At 69.0% G+C, this 19,155-nt stretch carries 17 protein-coding genes; 10 read left to right on the top strand and 7 right to left on the bottom strand.

Going from position 1 to position 19,155, the window contains the following annotated elements; genetic code table 11:
- Position 1 precedes the first annotated feature (1 nt).
- On the bottom strand, positions 2 to 505 hold the full coding sequence (coaD, locus tag OOT46_RS06360) for a pantetheine-phosphate adenylyltransferase (protein WP_265402750.1): 504 nt from the start codon (positions 503 to 505) through the stop codon (positions 2 to 4).
- 44 nt (positions 506 to 549) lie between these two features.
- Complete coding sequence (rsmD, locus tag OOT46_RS06355; RefSeq protein ID WP_265402749.1) at positions 550 to 1,134, bottom strand: 16S rRNA (guanine(966)-N(2))-methyltransferase RsmD; 585 nt, start codon at positions 1,132 to 1,134, stop codon at positions 550 to 552.
- Positions 1,135 to 1,242: 108 nt separating this feature from the next.
- Between rsmD and ftsY the strand changes: the two genes are divergently transcribed.
- Positions 1,243 to 2,589, top strand: a complete 1,347-nt coding sequence (gene ftsY / locus OOT46_RS06350; protein ID WP_265402748.1) for a signal recognition particle-docking protein FtsY — start codon at positions 1,243 to 1,245, stop codon at positions 2,587 to 2,589.
- A 57-nt stretch (positions 2,590 to 2,646) separates the two neighbouring features.
- On the opposite strand, the gene OOT46_RS06345 is transcribed toward ftsY, so the two are convergent.
- Positions 2,647 to 3,369 (bottom strand): DUF2726 domain-containing protein, encoded by a 723-nt coding sequence (locus OOT46_RS06345; RefSeq protein ID WP_265402747.1) that lies wholly within the window; start codon positions 3,367 to 3,369, stop codon positions 2,647 to 2,649.
- 70 nt (positions 3,370 to 3,439) lie between these two features.
- Positions 3,440 to 4,804: a signal recognition particle protein gene (ffh, locus tag OOT46_RS06340; RefSeq protein ID WP_265402746.1), complete on the bottom strand. Its 1,365-nt coding sequence runs from the start codon at positions 4,802 to 4,804 to the stop codon at positions 3,440 to 3,442.
- Positions 4,805 to 4,862: 58 nt separating this feature from the next.
- Between ffh and OOT46_RS06335 the strand changes: the two genes are divergently transcribed.
- The 9 genes from OOT46_RS06335 (at position 4,863) to OOT46_RS06295 (ending at position 16,155) form a co-directional block, all read left to right on the top strand.
- On the top strand, positions 4,863 to 5,714 hold the full coding sequence (locus tag OOT46_RS06335; RefSeq protein ID WP_265402745.1) for a cytochrome C assembly family protein: 852 nt from the start codon (positions 4,863 to 4,865) through the stop codon (positions 5,712 to 5,714).
- Between the two features lie 16 nt (positions 5,715 to 5,730).
- Positions 5,731 to 5,964 carry a PP0621 family protein gene (locus OOT46_RS06330; protein WP_265402744.1) on the top strand — a complete coding sequence of 78 codons (234 nt, stop codon included), beginning with the start codon at positions 5,731 to 5,733 and terminating at the stop codon, positions 5,962 to 5,964.
- Positions 5,965 to 5,998: 34 nt separating this feature from the next.
- Complete coding sequence (locus tag OOT46_RS06325) at positions 5,999 to 7,900, top strand: sensor histidine kinase (RefSeq protein WP_265402743.1); 1,902 nt, start codon at positions 5,999 to 6,001, stop codon at positions 7,898 to 7,900.
- Positions 7,901 to 7,910: 10 nt separating this feature from the next.
- Complete coding sequence (locus tag OOT46_RS06320) at positions 7,911 to 9,473, top strand: sigma-54-dependent transcriptional regulator (protein ID WP_265402742.1); 1,563 nt, start codon at positions 7,911 to 7,913, stop codon at positions 9,471 to 9,473.
- A gap of 35 nt (positions 9,474 to 9,508) precedes the next feature.
- Positions 9,509 to 10,141 carry a 1,6-anhydro-N-acetylmuramyl-L-alanine amidase AmpD gene (ampD, locus tag OOT46_RS06315; RefSeq protein WP_265402741.1) on the top strand — a complete coding sequence of 211 codons (633 nt, stop codon included), beginning with the start codon at positions 9,509 to 9,511 and terminating at the stop codon, positions 10,139 to 10,141.
- A gap of 431 nt (positions 10,142 to 10,572) precedes the next feature.
- Positions 10,573 to 13,485 (top strand): ribonucleoside-diphosphate reductase subunit alpha, encoded by a 2,913-nt coding sequence (locus OOT46_RS06310; protein ID WP_265402740.1) that lies wholly within the window; start codon positions 10,573 to 10,575, stop codon positions 13,483 to 13,485.
- A 436-nt stretch (positions 13,486 to 13,921) separates the two neighbouring features.
- Positions 13,922 to 15,058 carry a ribonucleotide-diphosphate reductase subunit beta gene (locus tag OOT46_RS06305; protein ID WP_416136154.1) on the top strand — a complete coding sequence of 379 codons (1,137 nt, stop codon included), beginning with the start codon at positions 13,922 to 13,924 and terminating at the stop codon, positions 15,056 to 15,058.
- Positions 15,059 to 15,265: 207 nt separating this feature from the next.
- Positions 15,266 to 15,784, top strand: a complete 519-nt coding sequence (locus OOT46_RS06300; protein ID WP_265402738.1) for a histone H1-like DNA-binding protein — start codon at positions 15,266 to 15,268, stop codon at positions 15,782 to 15,784.
- Positions 15,785 to 15,843: 59 nt separating this feature from the next.
- Entirely contained in the window at positions 15,844 to 16,155 is a 312-nt protein-coding gene (locus OOT46_RS06295) for a DUF167 domain-containing protein (protein WP_265402737.1), read from the top strand.
- Between the two features lie 13 nt (positions 16,156 to 16,168).
- Here OOT46_RS06295 and OOT46_RS06290 read toward each other — a convergent pair whose 3' ends face one another.
- From OOT46_RS06290 to prmA, 3 genes are read right to left on the bottom strand one after another with little or no spacing between them, the layout of a single operon-like run.
- Positions 16,169 to 17,077, bottom strand: a complete 909-nt coding sequence (locus tag OOT46_RS06290) for a carbohydrate kinase family protein (RefSeq protein WP_265402736.1) — start codon at positions 17,075 to 17,077, stop codon at positions 16,169 to 16,171.
- A gap of 32 nt (positions 17,078 to 17,109) precedes the next feature.
- Positions 17,110 to 18,204 (bottom strand): zinc-ribbon and DUF3426 domain-containing protein, encoded by a 1,095-nt coding sequence (locus tag OOT46_RS06285; RefSeq protein ID WP_265402735.1) that lies wholly within the window; start codon positions 18,202 to 18,204, stop codon positions 17,110 to 17,112.
- A gap of 36 nt (positions 18,205 to 18,240) precedes the next feature.
- Positions 18,241 to 19,146, bottom strand: a complete 906-nt coding sequence (gene prmA / locus OOT46_RS06280; RefSeq protein ID WP_265402734.1) for a 50S ribosomal protein L11 methyltransferase — start codon at positions 19,144 to 19,146, stop codon at positions 18,241 to 18,243.
- Positions 19,147 to 19,155 lie beyond the last annotated feature (9 nt).

The following is a 19,155-nucleotide window of genomic DNA, read 5'->3' as shown; positions in this document are numbered from 1 at the left end:
TTCAGGCGCCCTGTTTCACGCGGTCCTGCAGGCGCCGCAACACCGAGGGTGCCACGAATTTGGAAACATCACCGCCGAGGACGGCAATCTCGCGCACGAAGGTGCCCGAGACGAACTGGTATTGGTCGGAGGGGGTCAGGAAGACGGTCTCGACGTCCGGCATCAGCTGGCGGTTCATGCCGGCCATCTGGAATTCGTATTCGAAGTCGCTCACCGCGCGCAGGCCGCGCACCACCACCCGGGCGCCATGGGCGACGACGAAGTCGCGCAGCAGGCCGCTGAAGGCCATCACCTCCACGTTGCCGTAGGGCCGCGCCTCCTCGCGCGCGATGTCCAGACGCTCCTCGAGCGTGAACATGGTGCGCTTGTGGTGGCCCGCCGCCACCGCGATGATGAGCCGGTCGAACAGCGTGCTGCCGCGCCGCATCAGGTCCTCGTGACCGAGCGTCATGGGATCGAAAGTGCCTGGGTAGACGGCCGTGATACGGGGTGTGGTGCGGTTCATTTTGGGGGGCTCCTCCTGAGGTCTCAGAGTGTAGCCAGTGCGGCCTAGGGGGCGCTGGGCTGCAGCAGACAGAAATGGACCGCCCCTGCGCGGCTTTCCCTCCAGACCGAGAGGCCCAGCTCGCTCAGCCAGGAGGGCTGTGGCGGCGCGTCCGATTCGAGGTAGAGCCAGCCCCCGGGACGCAGCAGCGGCGTCGCCGCTCGCAGCGCCGCCTCGAAAAGCCCGGCCGAGAACGGCGGGTCGAGCAGGACCAGGTCGAAGCGTGCCGGCGCCGAGGCGCGCATCCAGCGCAGCGCGTCGGTGTTTTCGATGTGCAGGGCCTCGCCCTGCAGGCGGTCGCGCGTGGTCTTGAGCTGGTGCACCAGCTGCGCATCGGCTTCCAGCATCCAGACGGCCGCGGCGCCGCGCGAGGCGGCCTCGAAGCCCAGTGCGCCGGTACCGGCAAAGGCATCCAGACAGTGCCAGCCGTCCAGGTCCTGGCCCAGCCAGTTGAACAGGGTCTCGCGCACCCGGTCCAGGGTCGGGCGCAGCCCGGGCTTGTCGGCCACCGGCAGCTTGGTGCGCTTCCACAGGCCGCCGATGATGCGGACTTCGCGGGGCGGGGCAGGGCGGGCGGGGCGGTGCGGCATGACGGGCGGGTGGCGACGGCGGCTGGATTGTAGGGGCCGCCGCTCGACCTCGGCCCGCTGGGGGCCATGGCCGGGTCCTTAGAATCCGGGGCTACTTCCAACGCATCTATGTTCAGCTTCTTCAAGAAAAAGCCGCCCACCCCGGCGCCCGAAGCGCCCCCCGGGCCTGCCGCGCAGGAGCCTGCGCCGCCGCCCGTCGCCGAGACCCCCGCCGCGGCCCCCGCGCCGGCCGGCTCCTCCTTCTTCAGCTTCTTCCGGCGCGGCGCCCCCGCGTCGCAACCCGAGGCCCCTCCCGCCCCCGTGACCGCGGAGGTGCCGGTCGCGCCTTCGGCGCCGGCTGCCCCGCCCCTGCCGGAGCCAGCGCCGGCGCCGGTGACGCTGCCGTCGCCGGTCTCCGCGCCGATCCTGCGGGCCGCACCGCTGCCTGCCCCGGTACCGGCTCCCGCGCCTCCGGCGACTCCGGTGCCCACACCCGCGCCGACACCGCTGGCCGCTCCAGTGCCGGTGCCTCCGCCGGCGGAGGTGCCCGCGGCTGCCGCGCCGGCGCCGGTCGAGGAGCGCCGCTCGTGGATGGACAAGCTGAAGGCCGGACTGCGCAAGACCGGCACCAGCCTGACCCAGGTGTTCACCGGCACGCAGATCGACGACGCCCTCTACGAGGAACTGGAAGAAGCGCTGCTGCTGGCCGACACCGGCGTGAAGGCGACCGAATTCCTGCTCGGCGACCTGAAGCGGCGCGTGAAGGAAAACAAGGCCACCGAGCCGGCTGCGGTGAAACGCCTGCTGGCCGACGCGATCACCGACCTGCTGGCGCCGCTGGAGAAGGGGCTGGAGGTCGGCAAGTTCACGCCCACCGTGATGATGGTGGTTGGCGTCAACGGGGCCGGCAAGACCACCAGCATCGGCAAGCTGACACGCCACCTGGCCGAGGCCGACCAGAAGGTGCTGCTGGCCGCCGCCGATACCTTCCGCGCCGCAGCCCGCGAGCAGCTGGCGGTGTGGGCCGACCGCAACCGGGTCGAGATCGTCAGCCAGGAGGGGGGGGACCCGGCCGCGGTGACCTTCGATGCCGTCAGCGCCGGCAAGGCGCGCGGCTGCGACGTGGTGATCGCCGACACGGCCGGGCGCCTGCCGACCCAGTTGCACTTGATGGAGGAGCTGCGCAAGGTCCGCCGCGTCATCGCCAAGGCCGATGCCAGCGCGCCGCACGAGGTGCTGCTGGTGGTCGACGGCAACACCGGGCAGAACGCGCTGACCCAGGTCAAGGCCTTCGACGAGGTCTTGCAGCTGACCGGGCTGATCGTCACCAAGCTCGACGGCACCGCCAAGGGCGGCGTGCTCGCGGCCATCGCCCGCGAGCGGCCCATCCCGGTCTATTTCATCGGCGTCGGGGAGAAGCTGGAGGACCTGCAGACCTTCAACGCGCGCGAGTTCGCGCAGGCCTTGCTGAGCTGAGACCCGGGAGGGTGCTCTGCCGCGAGCGCCGGGCTGGCGTCTCGCGCAGGCGCCGTCTCAGTGGCGCCTGCGCTGCCCGGCCGCCGGGGTGGGGGCCAGCGGTACCGGAGCCGATTCGAGATCGTCGAACCAGGTGGACGGCGGCGGGTCGGTCATCTCCATCCCGTCCGGCACGGTGTCGCGGCTGCCGGCCGCGTCACGCCGACCCGCTCCTCCGCGCGTGCTGACGGTGGCCGCCCCTTCGTCCTGGGTCAGGCCGGCTGGCGTGCTCAGCAGCGCCTCGCGGATGGCGGCCGGCGCCGGAATCTCGTCTTCCAGCCAGACATGCAGCGGGATCCCGGCGGCCAGCAGCACGCGATCCATGCGCGCGTGGCGCCGACGGCTGCGGCTGCTCTCCTGCTCTTCGCGCTGGCGCACCTCGACGACCGCGACGACCTGCGAATTCATGTCGCAGATCACCAGGTCGGCGCACAGCTGGCCCACCCGGCGCAGCCACTCGGCATAGGAGTGCCGCGTCGGGACCTTCAGGAAACGTGCCAGCGGCACCTGCACGAACACCAGGTGCTCGGGCAGCGCCTTGCGCAGCGACAGGAAGGCTTCGCGTTCCGGCCCGGTGAGGATGCGGGTGGGCTGGGGCGTCCAGGCGAGCAGGGTGTCGAGCGCCTCGACACCGCGAGCCTTGCCGGCGCGCTGGATGGCGGGCTTGCGGCGGCGTGTCCAGACCCAAGCCAGCAGGACGAGGACCGCGACCGCCAGGACGACAAGGACTGCTTGTTGCATCGTCAATGATGAAGGAAGTTGCGTCGGACCTTAGCCGCGCGGGCCTCGCAGGTCAATCATTTCGGGAGGTTCAGCGGCCCATGCCGGGCAGGCCCTTCATGCCGCCCATGCGTTTCATCATCTTCATCAGGCCGCCGCCCTTCATCTTTTTCATCATGCCCTGCATCTGCTCGAACTGGTTCAGCAGGCGGTTGACCTCCTGCACCTGCACGCCGGCGCCGGCGGCGATGCGGCGCTTGCGGCTGGCCTTGATCAGTTCGGGCTTGCGGCGCTCCAGCGGCGTCATCGAATTGATGATGCCTTCCATGCGCCGCACGTCGCGCTCGGCGCGGTCCATGTCGGCCTGGCCGGCCTTGGCGGCCAGCTCGGTGGGCAGCTTGTCGAGCAGGCCCGAGAGCCCGCCCATCTTTTTCATCTGGGAGATCTGCGCCAGGAAGTCGTTCAGGTCGAAACCTTCGCCCGACTTGACCTTTTGGGCCAGTTTCTCGGCCGCCTGAAGGTCGACGCCCTTCTGCACTTCCTCGACCAGCGCAACGATGTCGCCCATGCCCAGCACCCGGCCGGCATGGCGGTCGGCATCGAAGACCTCCAGGCCGTCGATCTTCTCGGACACGCCGGCGAACTTGATCGGTGCGCCGGTGATCTGCTTGACCGACAGCGCCGCCCCGCCGCGCGAGTCGCCGTCGAGCTTGGTCAGCACGATGCCGGTCAGCGGCAGCGCCTCCTTGAAGGCCTTGGCGGTGTTGATTGCGTCCTGGCCCTGCATGGCATCGACGACAAACAGGGTCTCGATGGGCTTGAGCGCGGCATGCAGCTCGCGGATTTCAGCCATCATGGCCTCGTCGATCGCCAGCCGGCCGGCCGTGTCGACCAGCAGCACATCCATATAGTGACGGCGCGCGTGGTCGACCGCGGCACGCGCGATGTCGAGCGGCTTGTCGGTCGGCGCCGAGGGGAACCACTCGGCGCCGGCCGCCTGGGTCACCGTCTTGAGCTGGTCGATGGCGGCAGGGCGGTAGACGTCGGCCGAGACCGTCAGCACCTTCTTCTTGCGCTTTTCGATCAGGTGCTTGGCCAGCTTGGCGGTGGTGGTGGTCTTGCCCGCGCCTTGCAGGCCGGCCATCAGGATGATCGCGGGGGGCTGGGTCGCGAGATCGAGGTCGCTGACGCCCTCACCCATGGTCGCGGTCAGCTCGCGGTGCACCACGCCTACCAGCGCCTGGCCGGGCGAGAGCGAGCCCACCACCTCCTGGCCGAGCGCCTTCTCCTTCACGCGGGCGATGAAGTCGCGTACCACCGGCAGGGCGACGTCGGCTTCGAGCAGCGCCATGCGCACCTCGCGCAACATGTCTTGCACGTTGCTTTCGGTGATGCGGGCCTGGCCGCGCATCTGCTTGACCAGCCGTGACAGACGATCGGAAAGGGTAGAGGCCATGGGGTTTGCGAGCTGCTGCGGGCGCCAGGACGGTGCGCCGCGAAAGTACACTGTGCGGATGATTCTAGCTTCCGGGCCCTGGGGCTCCGTACCGGCCCCGTCACTGTGGACCATTGCCGCCAGCGTCGTCGCGCTGCTGGGCTACGCCGTCGCCGCGCTGCAAGGGGCGAGGCCGGGCTTCACGCGCGGGTCGCTGCTGCTGGGCTGGCTGGCGCACGGTGCGGCCATCGTCCTCGATACCTCGGGCTGGGGCGTGACGCAGGTCGGCGCACGCTTCGGTTTCGCGCCGGCGCTCTCGACCACGCTGTGGCTGGTGCTCGCTGTCTACGCCGTCGAGAGCCGGGTCGTGCCGCTGCCCGGGGTGAGGCGCACGCTGGCCCTGCTCGGACTCACCGCCGTCGCGCTGGCGCTGGCCTATCCCGGCGAGGTGCGGCCCCACCTGAATTCGCCCTGGATGCCGCTGCACTGGGTGCTCGGCATCGCGTCCTACGGTCTGTTCGGCGCGGCCGTGCTGCATGCGGCGCTGCTGTCCAATGCCGAGCGCCAGATGCGCGACAAGCGCGGCGGTGTCCAGCGCGCGATCGCGCCGCCCACGCCGCTGGGCATGCCGCTGCTGCGGCTGGAGAAGCTCACCTTCCGTTTTGTCGCCGCCGGTTTTGTCGTGCTGTCCGCCGCGCTGGTCCTGGGTGCCTGGTTTGCCGATCCCTGGCGCTGGGACCACAAGAGCGTGTTCTCGGTGCTCGCCTGGGTCGTCATCGCGGCGCTGCTGGCCGGGCGCCGGGCCTTCGGCTGGCGCGGCCGCATGGCGACGCGCTGGCTGTACACGGGTGCGATTCTGCTGCTGCTGGCCTACGTCGGCTCGCGTTTTGTGCTCGAAGTGCTGCTGAGCCGGCCCAGTGCGGCAGCCTGAGAGGCGCCGGTCCGAGATGAAATACCTGGTCCTGATCCTCGTGGTCGTCGTGGTGCTGTGGCTGGTCCGCAGTCAGCGGCCCGCCGCACCGCGCCGCAGCGCCACGCCGCCGCCGCCCCAAGATCTCGGGAAGCCGCGCGAGATGGTGGAATGCCGCCAGTGCGGCGTGCACCTGCCGCGCGATGAGGCCCTGCCCGGGCCCGGCGGCCACTATTGCTGCGAGGCGCACCGGCGTGCGTCGGGCGGCTGAACCTCCCTCCGTAGCGCCCGGAGACGTCCGAACCATGAGCCGCCGACCCAGCCGGACGCGCAAGCCCGACAGCCGCCGTTCCACCGCCTCCTCCGATGTCTCGCTGCAGGGCGAGGAGTCGTGGTTCGCCGCGCTGGGCGTGGCCCAGGACACCGAGTTCGGCGAGGATCGCGGCGACGGCAGGGAGTCGCGCTACACCGGCTGGGCCGCGCCGCAGGGCAACGACTCGCGTTTCCTGTCGCGTCAGGCCAAGCGCCTGCTGGGTGTGGGCCTGCCGTCCTTTCAACGCATCTACCGCACCTTCCTCGGTGCGCGCGCCGCGGTCGGCCTGCTGCTGCTGGTGACCCAGCTGGGTCCGCTGCTGACCGCTGCCAACCGGCTGCCGCCCTGGCCGCTGGCCATCTATGTGGGCTATGCCGTGACGGCCTTCGCCACCTGGTGGCTGGCACGCTCGCGCGCCGAAGCCAAGGAGCCCTTGTCCTCCAGCCGGCTGCTGCGCCGCCAGTGGGCCGCCAGCATCGGCATGGATCTGGCCGTGTTCGGCACCTTGCATCTGCTGACCTCGGTGTCCAACATCAACTTCGTGCCGCTGATGGTGCTGCCGGTGTTGATGGCAGGCGTGCTGACGCCGCGGCTGTCGGCGCTGGCCGTTGCCGCGGCCGTGACCTTGCTGCTGCTCGGCGAGGCCTGGCTGCATGCGCTGCAGGGTGGGCAGCTGGGTCCGCTGATGACCCAGGCGGGCCTGGTGGGCACGGGCTTTTTTGTCGTCACCATCCTGGCCGGCGAGCTGGCCGGACGGCTGGCTCGCGAGGAGCTCGCCGCGCGCGGCAGCATGGAGCTGGCGCGCCAGCAGGCGCAGCTGAACCGCCTGGTGATCGAAGAGATGCAGGACGGTGTGCTGGTGGTCGACCGGCGCGGCCGCGTGCGCGCCGCCAACCCGGCGGCACGCCGGCTGATCGCGGACGAAGGCCTGGTGCGCCCGGCGCCTTTTCACCTGCACAGCCATCCGGTGTGGGCGCCGCTGGCCGCTGCCGCGCAAGGCGCCTTCGCCGAGGGGCGCTCGCCCGAGGCAGGCCGCGAGCTGACCCTGCAGTTCGCCTCGGGGCAGTCGCGTGCCTTGCGGGTGCGCATGCGCTTCACCCGCCGGCGCCAGCGCGAGCGCTCGGAGGAACTGTGTGTGCTGTTCCTCGAAGATCTGCGCGACGTGCAGGCCCGGATGCGGCAGGAAAAGCTGGCGGCGATGGGGCGCATCTCCGCCGGCATCGCGCACGAGATCCGCAATCCGCTGTCCGCCATCGCGCAGGCCAATGCCCTGCTGGCCGAAGACGTCGCTCTGCCGGCGCACCGCCAGCTGACCCAGATGGTGGCCGACAACGTCGAACGCCTGAAGCGTATCGTCGACGACGTGATGGAGGTCGCTCCCGGTGGCGCGCCGATCCGCGCCGACGTGATCGACGTGCGGGCCCTGGTCGACGCCGCCTGCCGTGAATGGGCGCGCACGGTGCGCCTGCCGCTGGGCGAGCGCAGCGCGCTGCGGGTGGCCTTCCCGCCGCAGCCCTGCGGTGCCGCCTTCGACGCCGAGCACCTGAGGCGGGTGCTGATCAACCTGCTCGACAACGCCTACCGCCATGCCTCCGGCACGCCGGGCAGCGTCGAGCTGCGCCTGAGCGTCGAGAGCCAGGTGCTTTCGCTCAGCGTCGCGAGCGACGGCGCCCCCATTCCGCCCGACGTCGAGCGTTTCCTGTTCGAGCCCTTCTTTTCGACCCGCAGCCGGGGCACCGGCCTGGGCTTGTATATTTGCAAGGAGCTGTGCGAGCGCTATGGCGCCACCATCGACTACCGTCTGCGGGGCCCCCAGCATGTTGCTCGCAATGAGTTCTTCGTCGTGATGCGCCTGGAGCCCCTGGGTGCCATCGAAGCCCCGTTGCCAGCTTGAACCTCGCCAGATGACTTCTGCCTCCCACTACAGCCTGCTGGTCGTCGATGACGAACCCGACCTGCGTACCCTCTACGAACTGACCTTGCTGCGTGAAGGCTACGACGTCGAGACCGCGGCGACCGTCGAAGACGCCTGGTCGCGCCTGCGCGACCGCACCTACAGCGCGGTGATCACCGACATGCGCCTGCCCGACGGCACCGGGCTGGACCTGCTGCGCCGCCTCGAGGACACCGGGCGGCGCGAGAAGGCCATCATGATCACGGCCTTCGGCTCGCCGGAAAACGCCGTCGAGGCGCTCAAGGCCGGGGCCTACGACTACCTCACCAAACCGGTCGACCTGAAGCAGTTCCGCGCCGTCGTGGCCTCCGCGCTCGGACGGCCCAGCGCGGCGCCGCCGGCCGGGGTCGCGGCCAGCTCCGCGGTGCCGGCGCCGGCCGCCTCGCGCGGCAGCGTGCGCGCCGCGGCGCCCGCGGTCGTGGTCACCGGGGGCAGCGGCACGATAGACCGCATGGCCGGCGCCTCGGCCACCATGCTGCATGTGCGGGGCATGATCGAGAAGGTCGCCCGCAGCATGGCCCCGGTGCTGGTGCAAGGCGAGTCCGGCACCGGCAAGGAACTGGTCGCGCGGTCCATCCACGAGGTCAGCGGCCGGCGCGCCCAGCCCTTCATCGCGGTCAACTGCGGCGCCATCCCCGAGCAGCTGCTGGAGGCCGAGTTTTTCGGCTACCGCAAGGGCGCCTTCACCGGCGCGGCCGAGGACCGCGAGGGCTTTTTCCAGGCCGCGCGCGGCGGCACGCTGTTCCTCGACGAGATCGGCGACCTGCCGCTGTCGATGCAGTCCAAGCTGCTGCGCGTGATCCAGGAGCGTGCGGTGCGCCCGGTCGGCGCGGTGGTCGAGACCCCGGTGGACGTGCGCATCGTCAGCGCCACCCACAAGGACCTGGCCTCGGAAGTGCAGGGCGGTCGTTTCCGCCAGGATCTGTACTACCGCCTCAACGTGATCCAGATCCGCGTACCGGCCTTGCGCGAGCGCCTCGAGGACCTGCCGCTGATCTGTGAGCGCCTGCTGGAGCGCATTGCGCAGGACGCCGAGGTCTGGCCGCCGCCGCGCCTGACCCCCGCCGCGCTGGGCCACCTGAGCCGCTATGCCTTCCCCGGCAATGTGCGTGAGCTGGAGAACCTGCTGCACCGCGCGGTCGCGCTGTCCGGCGGCGAGTGGATCGACCAGGCCGACCTTGCGCTGCCCGACACCGTCTTCGCCGAACTCACAGGGCCGGACCCCGAGACCCTGGGCGTGCCGGCCTCGCCGCCGGTTGCCGAGCCCCTCATCCTGGCGCCGGCGGCGGCTCCGGTCGAGGCGGCCGCGGTGCCGCTGCCCAGCGACCTCGCGGCCTACCTCGACGCGGTCGAGCGCGACATCCTGATCCGCGCACTGGAGCGCCATCGCTTCAACCGCACCGCGGCCGGCGCCAGCCTGGGGCTCTCGCTGCGGCAGATGCGCTACCGCATGGCCCGGCTGGGTGTGCTGGTGGCCGAGCACGGCGTCGCCGTCGAGCCCGACGAGGCCTGAGGGTCGGCGGCGGACGCGCACCACGAGGCCCAGGCATGCAAGGCAGCGCGGCGACCTGGCGGGACGGCTGGCTCGAGGGCGCACGCGCGGTGCCTTCGCCCAATTTCGGTCCCCGGCCCGAAGGCTCGCTGATCGATCTGGTCGTGATCCATTCGATCAGCCTGCCGCCCGGCCGCTACGGCGGCCCCGAGATCGAGCAGTTGTTCACGAACACGCTGGACTGGGACGCACATCCCTACTTCCAGCAGATCCGCGGCATGGAGGTGTCCTCGCACTTCGTCATTCGGCGCGACGGCGAACTGCTGCAGTTCGTCTCCTGCGAGGAGCGCGCCTGGCATGCGGGGCGCTCCTCGTATCGAGGGCGTGAAAACTGCAACGACTATTCGATCGGCGTCGAGCTCGAGGGACTCGAGGACGAGCCCTTCGCGGCAGCGCAGTATCCCTGCCTGGTGGCCCTGCTGCAGGCCTTGCGCGCGCGCTATCCGATCACGCACCTGGCTGGCCACGAGCATGTCGCGCCGGGCCGCAAGCGCGACCCCGGCGCTGCCTTCGACTGGCAGGGCGTGGCGCTCGCGCTGGGGTGGGGGGCCGACGCCTTTCCCCTTTCCCTGGCATCACCCACGACCCCCGCGCACGTCGCGTCCGCCACACGCCACACAGATCGCTGAAGCCGCATCCCGGCGTTCAGCGTCGATGCGCCTCGTGAGGCGAAAACCTTCGCATCCCAAGCATCGGCGCGGGATGCGTACCCGCATGCAAGGCGTGGCGCGGGCTGGCGCGGAAGTGAGTGCCGCGGCGGCGTTTCACAGACAAAAAATGCGTCGCGCGTCAACCCCTGCATTCCTCACCGCGACGCTATCGCTAGCGTGTTGAAGTGGCGCGAGCCGCTAGCTATAGTGTTCGTGTTATCCTCGCGCCCTCTCAAAAAAAGCGGTCCGACAGCAGGCCGGCAGGGGGTCCGACAGTGCCACGCACGGGGCCCTGCCGGCGTCGGGCGCTGAAGACAAACACCAGCACGACCAGCCCCCCGCGCGCCTGCGTGGAGATGGGCCGCGATGCTTTCGATATTCGCAGAGTCAAGCAGACAGAAGGGGTATTCATGCAGACCGTCACGACCAGCGTCGAACCTCAGGTCACGGGCCTTGGGGCCGGTGCAAGCCGCCCGGCTACGCCGCCGGCTTCGGCCTATGCCGCCTATCAGATCATTCGTCGCAATGGCGCGGTGGTGTCCTTCGAGCCCAACAAGATCGCCGTGGCGATGATGAAGGCCTTCCTGGCAGTGCACGGCACCCAGGGCGCGGCCTCGGCCAGCGTGCGCGAGACCGTCGACGGTCTGACCGAGAGCGTGGTGCGGGCCCTGCTGCGCTCGCGCCCGAGCGGCGGTACCTTCCATATTGAAGATGTGCAGGATCACGTCGAGCTCGCGCTGATGCGCGGCGGCCACCATGAGATCGCACGCGCCTATGTGCTCTACCGCGAGCGCCGCTCGCAGGAGCGCGCGCGCCAGGGCGAGGTGCCCGCCGCCGTCGTCGAGCCGGCGCTGACGGTGCTGGACCGGGGCCACCGCGTGCCGCTGGACCTGCCCCGGCTGCAGGCCCTGATCGAGTCCGCCTGCGCGGGCCTCGGCGCCGACGTCAAGCCCGAGCCGATCTTCGCCGAGACCAAACGCAACCTGTACGACGGTGTGCCGATCGACGAGGTCTTCAAGGCCGCCATCCTGGCTGCCCGCACGCTGATCGAGAAGGACCCCGGCTACACCCACGCCACGGCGCGCCTGCTGCTGCACACGATCCGCAAGGAAATCCTCGGCGAGGAGGTGATGCATGCCGAGATGCACCAGCGTTATGCGGAGTACTTCCCCACTTTCGTCAAGCGCGGCGTCGAGGCCGAGCTGCTCGACGAGAAGCTGCTGCAGTACGACCTGAAGAAGCTGGGCGAAGCGCTCGACGCCGACCGCGACCTGCAGTTCGACTACCTGGGCCTGCAGACGCTCTACGATCGCTACTTCCTGCACATCGACAGCCAGCGCATCGAGCTGCCGCAAGCATTTTTCATGCGGGTGGCGATGGGCCTGGCGCTCAACGAGATCGACCGCGAAGCGCGCGCGATCGAGTTTTATGAAGTCCTGTCCAGCTTCGACTTCATGTCGAGCACGCCGACGCTGTTCAACTCCGGCACGCGCCGCTCGCAACTCTCCAGCTGCTACCTGACGACGGTGCCCGACGACCTCGACGGCATCTACGAGGCCATCAAGGACAACGCGCTGCTGTCCAAGTTCGCCGGCGGTCTGGGCAACGACTGGACCCGCGTGCGTGCGCTGGGCTCGCACATCAAGGGCACCAATGGCAAGAGCCAGGGTGTGGTGCCTTTCCTGAAGGTCGTCAACGACACCGCGGTGGCGGTCAACCAGGGCGGCAAGCGCAAGGGCGCCGTGTGCGCCTACCTGGAAAGCTGGCACCTCGACGTCGAGGAGTTCCTGGAGCTGCGCAAGAACACCGGCGACGACCGCCGCCGCACCCACGACATGAACACGGCGAACTGGATTCCCGACCTGTTCATGCGCCGCGTGATGGAAAACGGCGAGTGGACGCTGTTCTCCCCGGCCACCTGCCCGGACCTGCACGACAAGTTCGGCAAGGCCTTCGAGGAAGCCTACACCCGCTACGAGGACAAGGTCGCCCGCGGCGAGATCAAGCTGTTCAAGAAGGTGCGCGCGGTCGACCTGTGGCGCCGCATGCTGTCGATGCTGTTCGAGACCGGCCACCCCTGGATCACCTTCAAGGACGCCTGCAATGTGCGCTCGCCGCAGCAGCACGTGGGTGTGGTGCATTCGTCCAACCTGTGCACCGAGATCACGCTGAACACCAATGACAACGAGATCGCGGTCTGCAACCTCGGCTCGGTCAACCTGTCGCAGCACCTGAAGGACGGCGGCATCGACCACGAGAAGCTGAAGAAGACGGTGGCGACGGCGATGCGCATGCTCGACAACGTCATCGACATCAATTACTACGCCGTCAAGAAGGCGCGCGACTCCAACATGCGCCATCGCCCGGTCGGCCTGGGCGTGATGGCCTTCCAGGACAGCCTGTACGAACTGCGCATCCCCTACGCCAGCCAGGAGGCGGTGGACTTCGCCGACCGCTCGATGGAGGCGCTGTGCTATTACGCCTACTGGGCGTCGACCGAGCTGGCCGCCGAGCGGGGCCGCTACTCCAGCTACAAGGGCTCGCTGTGGGACCGCGGCGTGCTGCCGATCGACTCGCTCGACCTGCTGGCCGAGCAGCGCGGCGGCTACGTCGAGGTGGACCGCAGCCGCACGCTGGACTGGGACGCGCTGCGCGCACGCATCCAGCAGCACGGCATGCGCAATTCCAACTGCGTGGCGATCGCGCCGACCGCGACCATCTCCAACATCATTGGCGTGGACGCGTCGATCGAGCCCTGCTTCGGCAACCTGTCCGTCAAGTCCAACCTGTCGGGCGAGTTCACCGTCATCAACGAGTACCTGGTGCGCGACCTGAAGCAGCTGGGGCTGTGGGACGACGTGATGGTGATGGACCTGAAGCACTTCGACGGTTCGCTGCGCCGCATCGACCGGGTGCCCGAGGAGCTGAAGCAGCTCTATGCGACCGCCTTCGAGATCGAGCCGACCTGGCTGGTGGAAGCGGCGGCGCGCCGCCAGAAGTGGATCGACCAGGCCCAGTCGCTCAACATCTACATGGCCGGCGCCTCCGGCAAGAAGCTCGACGACACCTACAAGCTGGCCTGGACGCGCGGCCTGAAGACCACCTACTACCTGCGCACCATCGGCGCGACCCACGCCGAGAAGTCCACCGTCAAGGCGGGCCAGCTCAACGCGGTGCCGACCCAGGGCGGCAACGCGGGCGGCCTCTCGGCGATGGAGGCGGCGGCGGCCGCGGCGCAAGCCCAGGTCGCGGCGGCGAGCGATCCCGCCACCGACGTGAAGTTCTGCGCGATCGACGACCCGACCTGCGAGGCGTGCCAGTAAACAGACCGGGGGCGATCGGTGCAGGCAGAAGACCCTCGCACCGATCGCTGCCAGGCGAGCGATGCCTCTCGTGTGTGTCGCTCGCTCGTGGTTTTCACCAGAGGGGCCGCGCGTGATGAGCAGCGACACGATGCTTGGCGATCGATCGATGGGTCGATCGGTCGGTCGGCGCGACACGATGCCCCTTGTGTTGTCTGCGAGGCGATGCATGCAGCAGCACTTGCCTCTTCTCCGTGTTCACCCGAGTGCTTGAAGCGATGCACGACCGCAACAAGTTCGTCGCACGAATGTCAAGAAGTGCTTGGTGTTTGAACACAACACTCTCATAATTCACCGCTACAGGATGTCCACCATGTTGGTCTGGGAAGAAGAAGTCACTCCCTCGAAAAAGCACTCGACGAGCACCGCGCAAAATCTCTCCAGTGAAGCGCGGGCCATGCCCCCGTCGCCCCAACAAGCGGTGTCCTCCTTCTCCTCCCCCTCCTCCAGCTTCCTTGCTGCTTCGCTGCCGACTCCTGCAGCGGACACTGCGAGCACCGTGCAGTCCGGCAGCGAGCGCCGCGTGAACGTGGCCGACAAGCGCATCATCAACGGCCAGACCGACGTTAACCAGCTGGTGCCCTTCAAGTACAAGTGGGCCTGGGAGAAGTACCTCGCGACCTGCGCGAACCACTGGATGCCGCAGGAGGTCAACATGTCACGCGACATCGCGACCTGGAAGGACCCCAACGGCCTGAGCGACGACGAACGCCGCATCATCAAGCGCAACCTCGGCTTTTTCGTGACGGCCGATTCGCTCGCCGCCAACAACATCGTGCTCGGCACCTACCGGCACATCACGGCGCCCGAGGCGCGCCAGTTCCTGCTGCGCCAGGCCTTCGAGGAAGCGATCCACACCCACGCCTACCAGTACATCGTGGAGTCGCTGGGCCTGGACGAGAGCGAGATCTTCAACGCCTATCACGAGGTGGCGTCGATCCGCGACAAGGACGAATTCCTGATCCCGTTCATCGACGCGATCATGGACCCCAACTTCCGCACCGGCACGCCGGAGAACGACCAGACGCTGCTGAAGTCGCTGATCGTGTTCGCCTGCCTGATGGAGGGCCTGTTCTTCTACGTCGGCTTCACGCAGATCCTGGCGCTGGGGCGGCAGAACAAGATGACCGGCGCGGCCGAGCAGTACCAGTACATCCTGCGCGACGAGTCGATGCACTGCAATTTCGGCATCGACCTGATCAACCAGATCAAGCTGGAGAATCCGCATCTCTGGACCGCCACCTTCAAGGCCGAGATCAAGGCCCTGTTCCTGAAGGCGGTCGAGCTGGAGTACCGCTACGCCGAGGACACCATGCCGCGCGGCGTGCTGGGCCTCAACGCTTCGATGTTCAAAGGCTACCTGCGCTACATCGCGAATCGGCGCGCGACGCAGATCGGCCTGGAGGAGCTCTTCCCGAACGAGGAGAACCCGTTCCCCTGGATGAGCGAAATGATCGACCTGAAGAAAGAGCGCAATTTCTTTGAGACCCGCGTCATCGAGTACCAGTCCGGTGGCGCGCTCTCCTGGGACTGAAGCGCGGGCACGAACGCTGCTCTCCAGGTCATGATGAAGAGATCAAGATTCGCAGACAGTGACCCGCGGACCAAGAAGCCGCAGGCACTGGCTGTCACCCCATTCACCGTACCAGGGCGTCTCTCCAAGACAGTCCAACGGGCGGTGAATCGCTGCGCTGTATCGAGCGGCGCAGTGATCTTTGCAACTTGATCAAGGAGAATCGATATGGCAACTGCAAAGAAATCGGCCGCGAAGAAGGCCGCTCCCGCAAAGAAGGCAGCCCCGGCCAAGAAGGCCGCTGCGAAGAAGGCCGCTCCGGCGAAGAAGGCAGCAGCACCGGCCAAGAAGGCCGCTGTGAAGAAGGTCGCCGCCAAGAAGGCAGCACCGGCCAAGAAGGTCGCCGCCAAGAAGGCAGCGCCGGCCAAGAAGGCCGCCGTGAAGAAGGTCGCCGCGAAGAAGGCGGCACCGGCGAAGAAGGTCGCTGCGAAGAAGGCAGCGCCGGCCAAGAAGGTCGCCGCGAAGAAGGCCGCACCCGCCAAGAAGGCTGCGACCAAGACCGCCGCCGCCAAGAAGCCGGCTGCCAAGAAGGCCGCTGCCAAGAAGGCGGCGAAAAAGCCCGCTGCAAAGAAGGCGGCTGCTGCCGCGCCTGCTGCTGCGCCTGCTGCGAAGCCGGCCGCTCCTGCCGCGAAGACCACGCTCAGCCCTCAGGCGGCCTGGCCCTTCCCGACCGGCGCCAAGCCCTGACTCGGCACACTGCGCACTCCAAGCCCGGCTCCGGCCGGGTTTTTTCATGGGGAAGCCCGATGGCGGATCTGCCGTCCTACCTGAGGCGCGGTCGCGCGGCGTGGGAGCTCGACTTCAGCGTCATCCCGAATGCCAAGCGCACCGAGCTGATCGGCCTGCACGACGGGGCCTTGCGGCTGCGGCTGCAGGCGCCGCCCGTGGATGGCAAGGCCAACGAGGCGCTGCTGCGCTGGCTGGCCGAGCGGCTGGAGCTGCCGCGCAGCCGCCTGGAGCTGCTGCGCGGGCAGACCTCGCGGCGCAAGACCGTCGTCGTGCAGTTCGACGGGGACGCGCAGGCGCTGCTGGAGCGCCTGCAGCCCGGCGGGGGCTGAGTGCCGCGGGCGCTTACTCCAGCCCGAGTGCCGCGCGGTCCAGCGTGTGGTTCTGCGGGCCGTTGCAGGCGATCTTGATGGCGCCGACGCGGTTGCCCAGCTCGACGCAGCGCTTGAGGCTCCAGCCGCGTTCCAGCCCGTAGAGCAGCGCGCCGCGGAAGGCGTCGCCGCAGCCGGTCGGGTCGACCACGGCGCTGGCCTTCACCCCCGGCACCCGCTCGACCTCGCCCTGTGTCCAGACCTCGCAGCCCTCGGCACCCAGCGTCACGACGATGCCCTGCAGGTGGGAGCGCGAGAGGGTCTCCAGGCTCTGCCCGGTGCGTTCGGTCAGCAGCTTGGCCTCGTAGTCGTTCAGCGCGACCCAGGTGGCGAGCGAGACGAAACGCTTGAGCTCGTCGCTGGTGAACATGGGCAGGCCCTGGCCCGGATCGAAGATGAAGGGCACGCCCGCGGTCGCCAGCTGCTCGGCATGGTCGAGCATGGCCTCGCGCCCGTCCGGCGCGATGATCGCGAGTTTGAGGTCCTCGCGCGGCTGCACCTCGTTCTCGTGGGCGAACTGCATCGCGCCGGGGTGGAAGGCGGTGATCTGGTTGTTGTCCACGTCGGTCATGATGATGGCCTGCGCGGTGTAGCTGTGCGGGACCGCCCGCACGTACTCGGTCGTCACGCCCCAGCTGCGCAGCCGGTCCAGGTAATCCTGGCCGTCGGCGCCCAGCGCCGCCATCACCAGCGGCTCGCCGCCGAGCAGCTTCAGCGTGTAGGCGATGTTGCCGGCGCAGCCGCCGAACTCGCGCCTCAGCGTGGGCACCAGGAAGGAGACATTCAGGATGTGGATCTGCTCCGGCAGGATCTGCTCCTTGAAGCGTCCGTGGAAGTTGGTGATCGTGTCGAACGCTAGAGAACCGCAGATCAAGGCAGACATGAAGTGCTCCTTTGAAGGATCGGAGGGAAGGGCTAGGGGTAGAACGCTTCGACCGTGAACCCGGTGACCCGGTGGCCGGGGGTTGTGAGGTCCAGCGTCAGCGAGACCTCGCTGCGCGCGGCGATCGTGTCGGCCGCGTTGAAGTCGGCGGGTGAGAGGGCGCGGCGCGCCACCAGCTCGCCGCTGCCGTCGGTGAGACTCAGATCGATATGGGGCAGGGCGAGCGGCACCGCACCGCGGTTGCGCACCAGCACCGTGAGCCGGTAGCTGTCGACGCCGTTGCCGCGTGCCAGGCTGCTGCTGTCCACCAGCACGTCGTCGATGCGGCGCAGCGGCCCGACCCGGCAGCCGGCGACCTTGCACAAGCCGCTCAGCAGCGGCCGCAGGGCAGGGCGGTGAGCGGCGATCGTATCGCGCCAGTGCAGGGCCGCCTGCAGGGTCAGCACGACGGCGAACAGCAGGACGGAAGCCAGCAGCGCCAGGCGTACGCCGGGTGACTGCCAGCGCTCCTGGCGTTCGGCCTGGCGCAGGAACTCGGGGCCGCTGCGGTCTTCGTCCTTGCGACGCGGTGCGCCCTTGCGCGAGCGTTTCCGGGTGTCGGCGGCGCGCGGCTGCCACACCGGCGCGCCGGCGGCCACTGCCTGCGACTCCAGTTCGTGCCCTTCGAGCGTGCTGTCGTAGCGCGCATCGGCAAACCCGTCGTCGAACTCGGGCTTCTGCTCGGGGCCGTAGGTGCTGCGGTCGAGAAAGCGGGAGTCCAGCACCTCGTAGGCGGTCGGCGCCGCCTCTTCAGGCCTCGGGGAGGGTGCCGGCACCGGCGTGAAGGGCCCGGCCTGCGGCGGCTCGAAGGCAACGAAGGTCGGCAGGGGCGGCGGCGCGGGAGCGGGAGGCGGCGGCACAGGCGGCGCCGGCTGCGGGTGACTGCTGGCGTCGGGTTTGCGAAGCTCGGGCGTGATGACGCCGGGTGGGGTCGGCGCACCATCGCGGTCGAGGTCGAACAGGCCCTCGATCGCGTTGAAGACCTCGTTGCAGCGGCCGCAACGCACCCAGCCCTCGGAGACCTTCAATTGGTCCTGCACCACACGGAAGGTCGTGTGGCAGGCGGGACAGCGGGTGGCCAGGCTCATTGCGCAAATGATGCCATCAGCTCGGCGCCGCGCGGCTCAGGCGGCGGCATCGAGTCGGGCAGTCATCAGGATCCAGCCGTCCTCGCTGTCGCTGACTTGCAGCGCACACCAGGGGGCATAGGCCTGTTTCAGTTCCTCTTCCTGGCGCTGCAGGATGCCGGCGAGCACCAGATGGCCCCCGGGAGCGACGTGGCCGCTCAACAGCGGCGCCAACAGCTTCAGCGGCGTGGCCAGGATGTTGGCCAGCACCACCGGATAGCGGCCCTGTGCCATTTCGGGCAGGCCGGCCTTCAGTGTCACGCCGTTGGCGGCGGCATTCGCGCGGGTCGACTCCACCGCGGCGGGGTCGATGTCGACTGCATCGATCGCCTGCCCGCCGTGCAGCGCCGCGCCGATCGCGAGGATGCCCGAGCCGCAACCGTAGTCGAGCACACGGCTCCAGCTGCCGTGGCCGGCCTCGGCCTGGCGCGCGATCCAGCGCAGGCACATGCGGGTGGTGGGATGGGTGCCGGTGCCGAAGGCCAGCCCCGGGTCGAGACGGATCACCCGGCTGGCCTGGGCCGGCGGCTCGTGCCAGGTCGGCACGATCCAGAACCGGGGGGTGATGTCGACCGGCGCGAACTGAGACTGCGTGAGCCGGACCCAGTCCTGCGGCTCGATCTTCTGGATGGCGACCACGTGCACGTCCGACGCCCAATCCTGCGCCAGCAACAGCGTCGCCGCTTCGGTGGCCTCGGGCTCGGTCTCGAACAAGGCCTTGAGCGTCGAGCGGTCCCAGCCCTCGCGCGGGGCGGGCATGCCGGGCTCGCCGAACAAGGCGTGCTCGGCCTCGGTGTCGGCATCCGCGTCTTCGACCGAGACCGACAGCGCCTCCAGCTCCATCAGGGCCTCGGAGACGGTTTCGACGTCGGCCTCGCGCGCCAGCAGGACAAGCTCGAACATGCTGCGCCG

The sequence above is a fragment of the Aquabacterium sp. A7-Y genome (assembly GCF_026153205.1).
In the GTDB taxonomy this organism is placed as follows: Bacteria; Pseudomonadota; Gammaproteobacteria; order Burkholderiales; family Burkholderiaceae_C; genus Caldimonas.
This window is presented reverse-complemented; position numbering and strand designations above follow the sequence as displayed.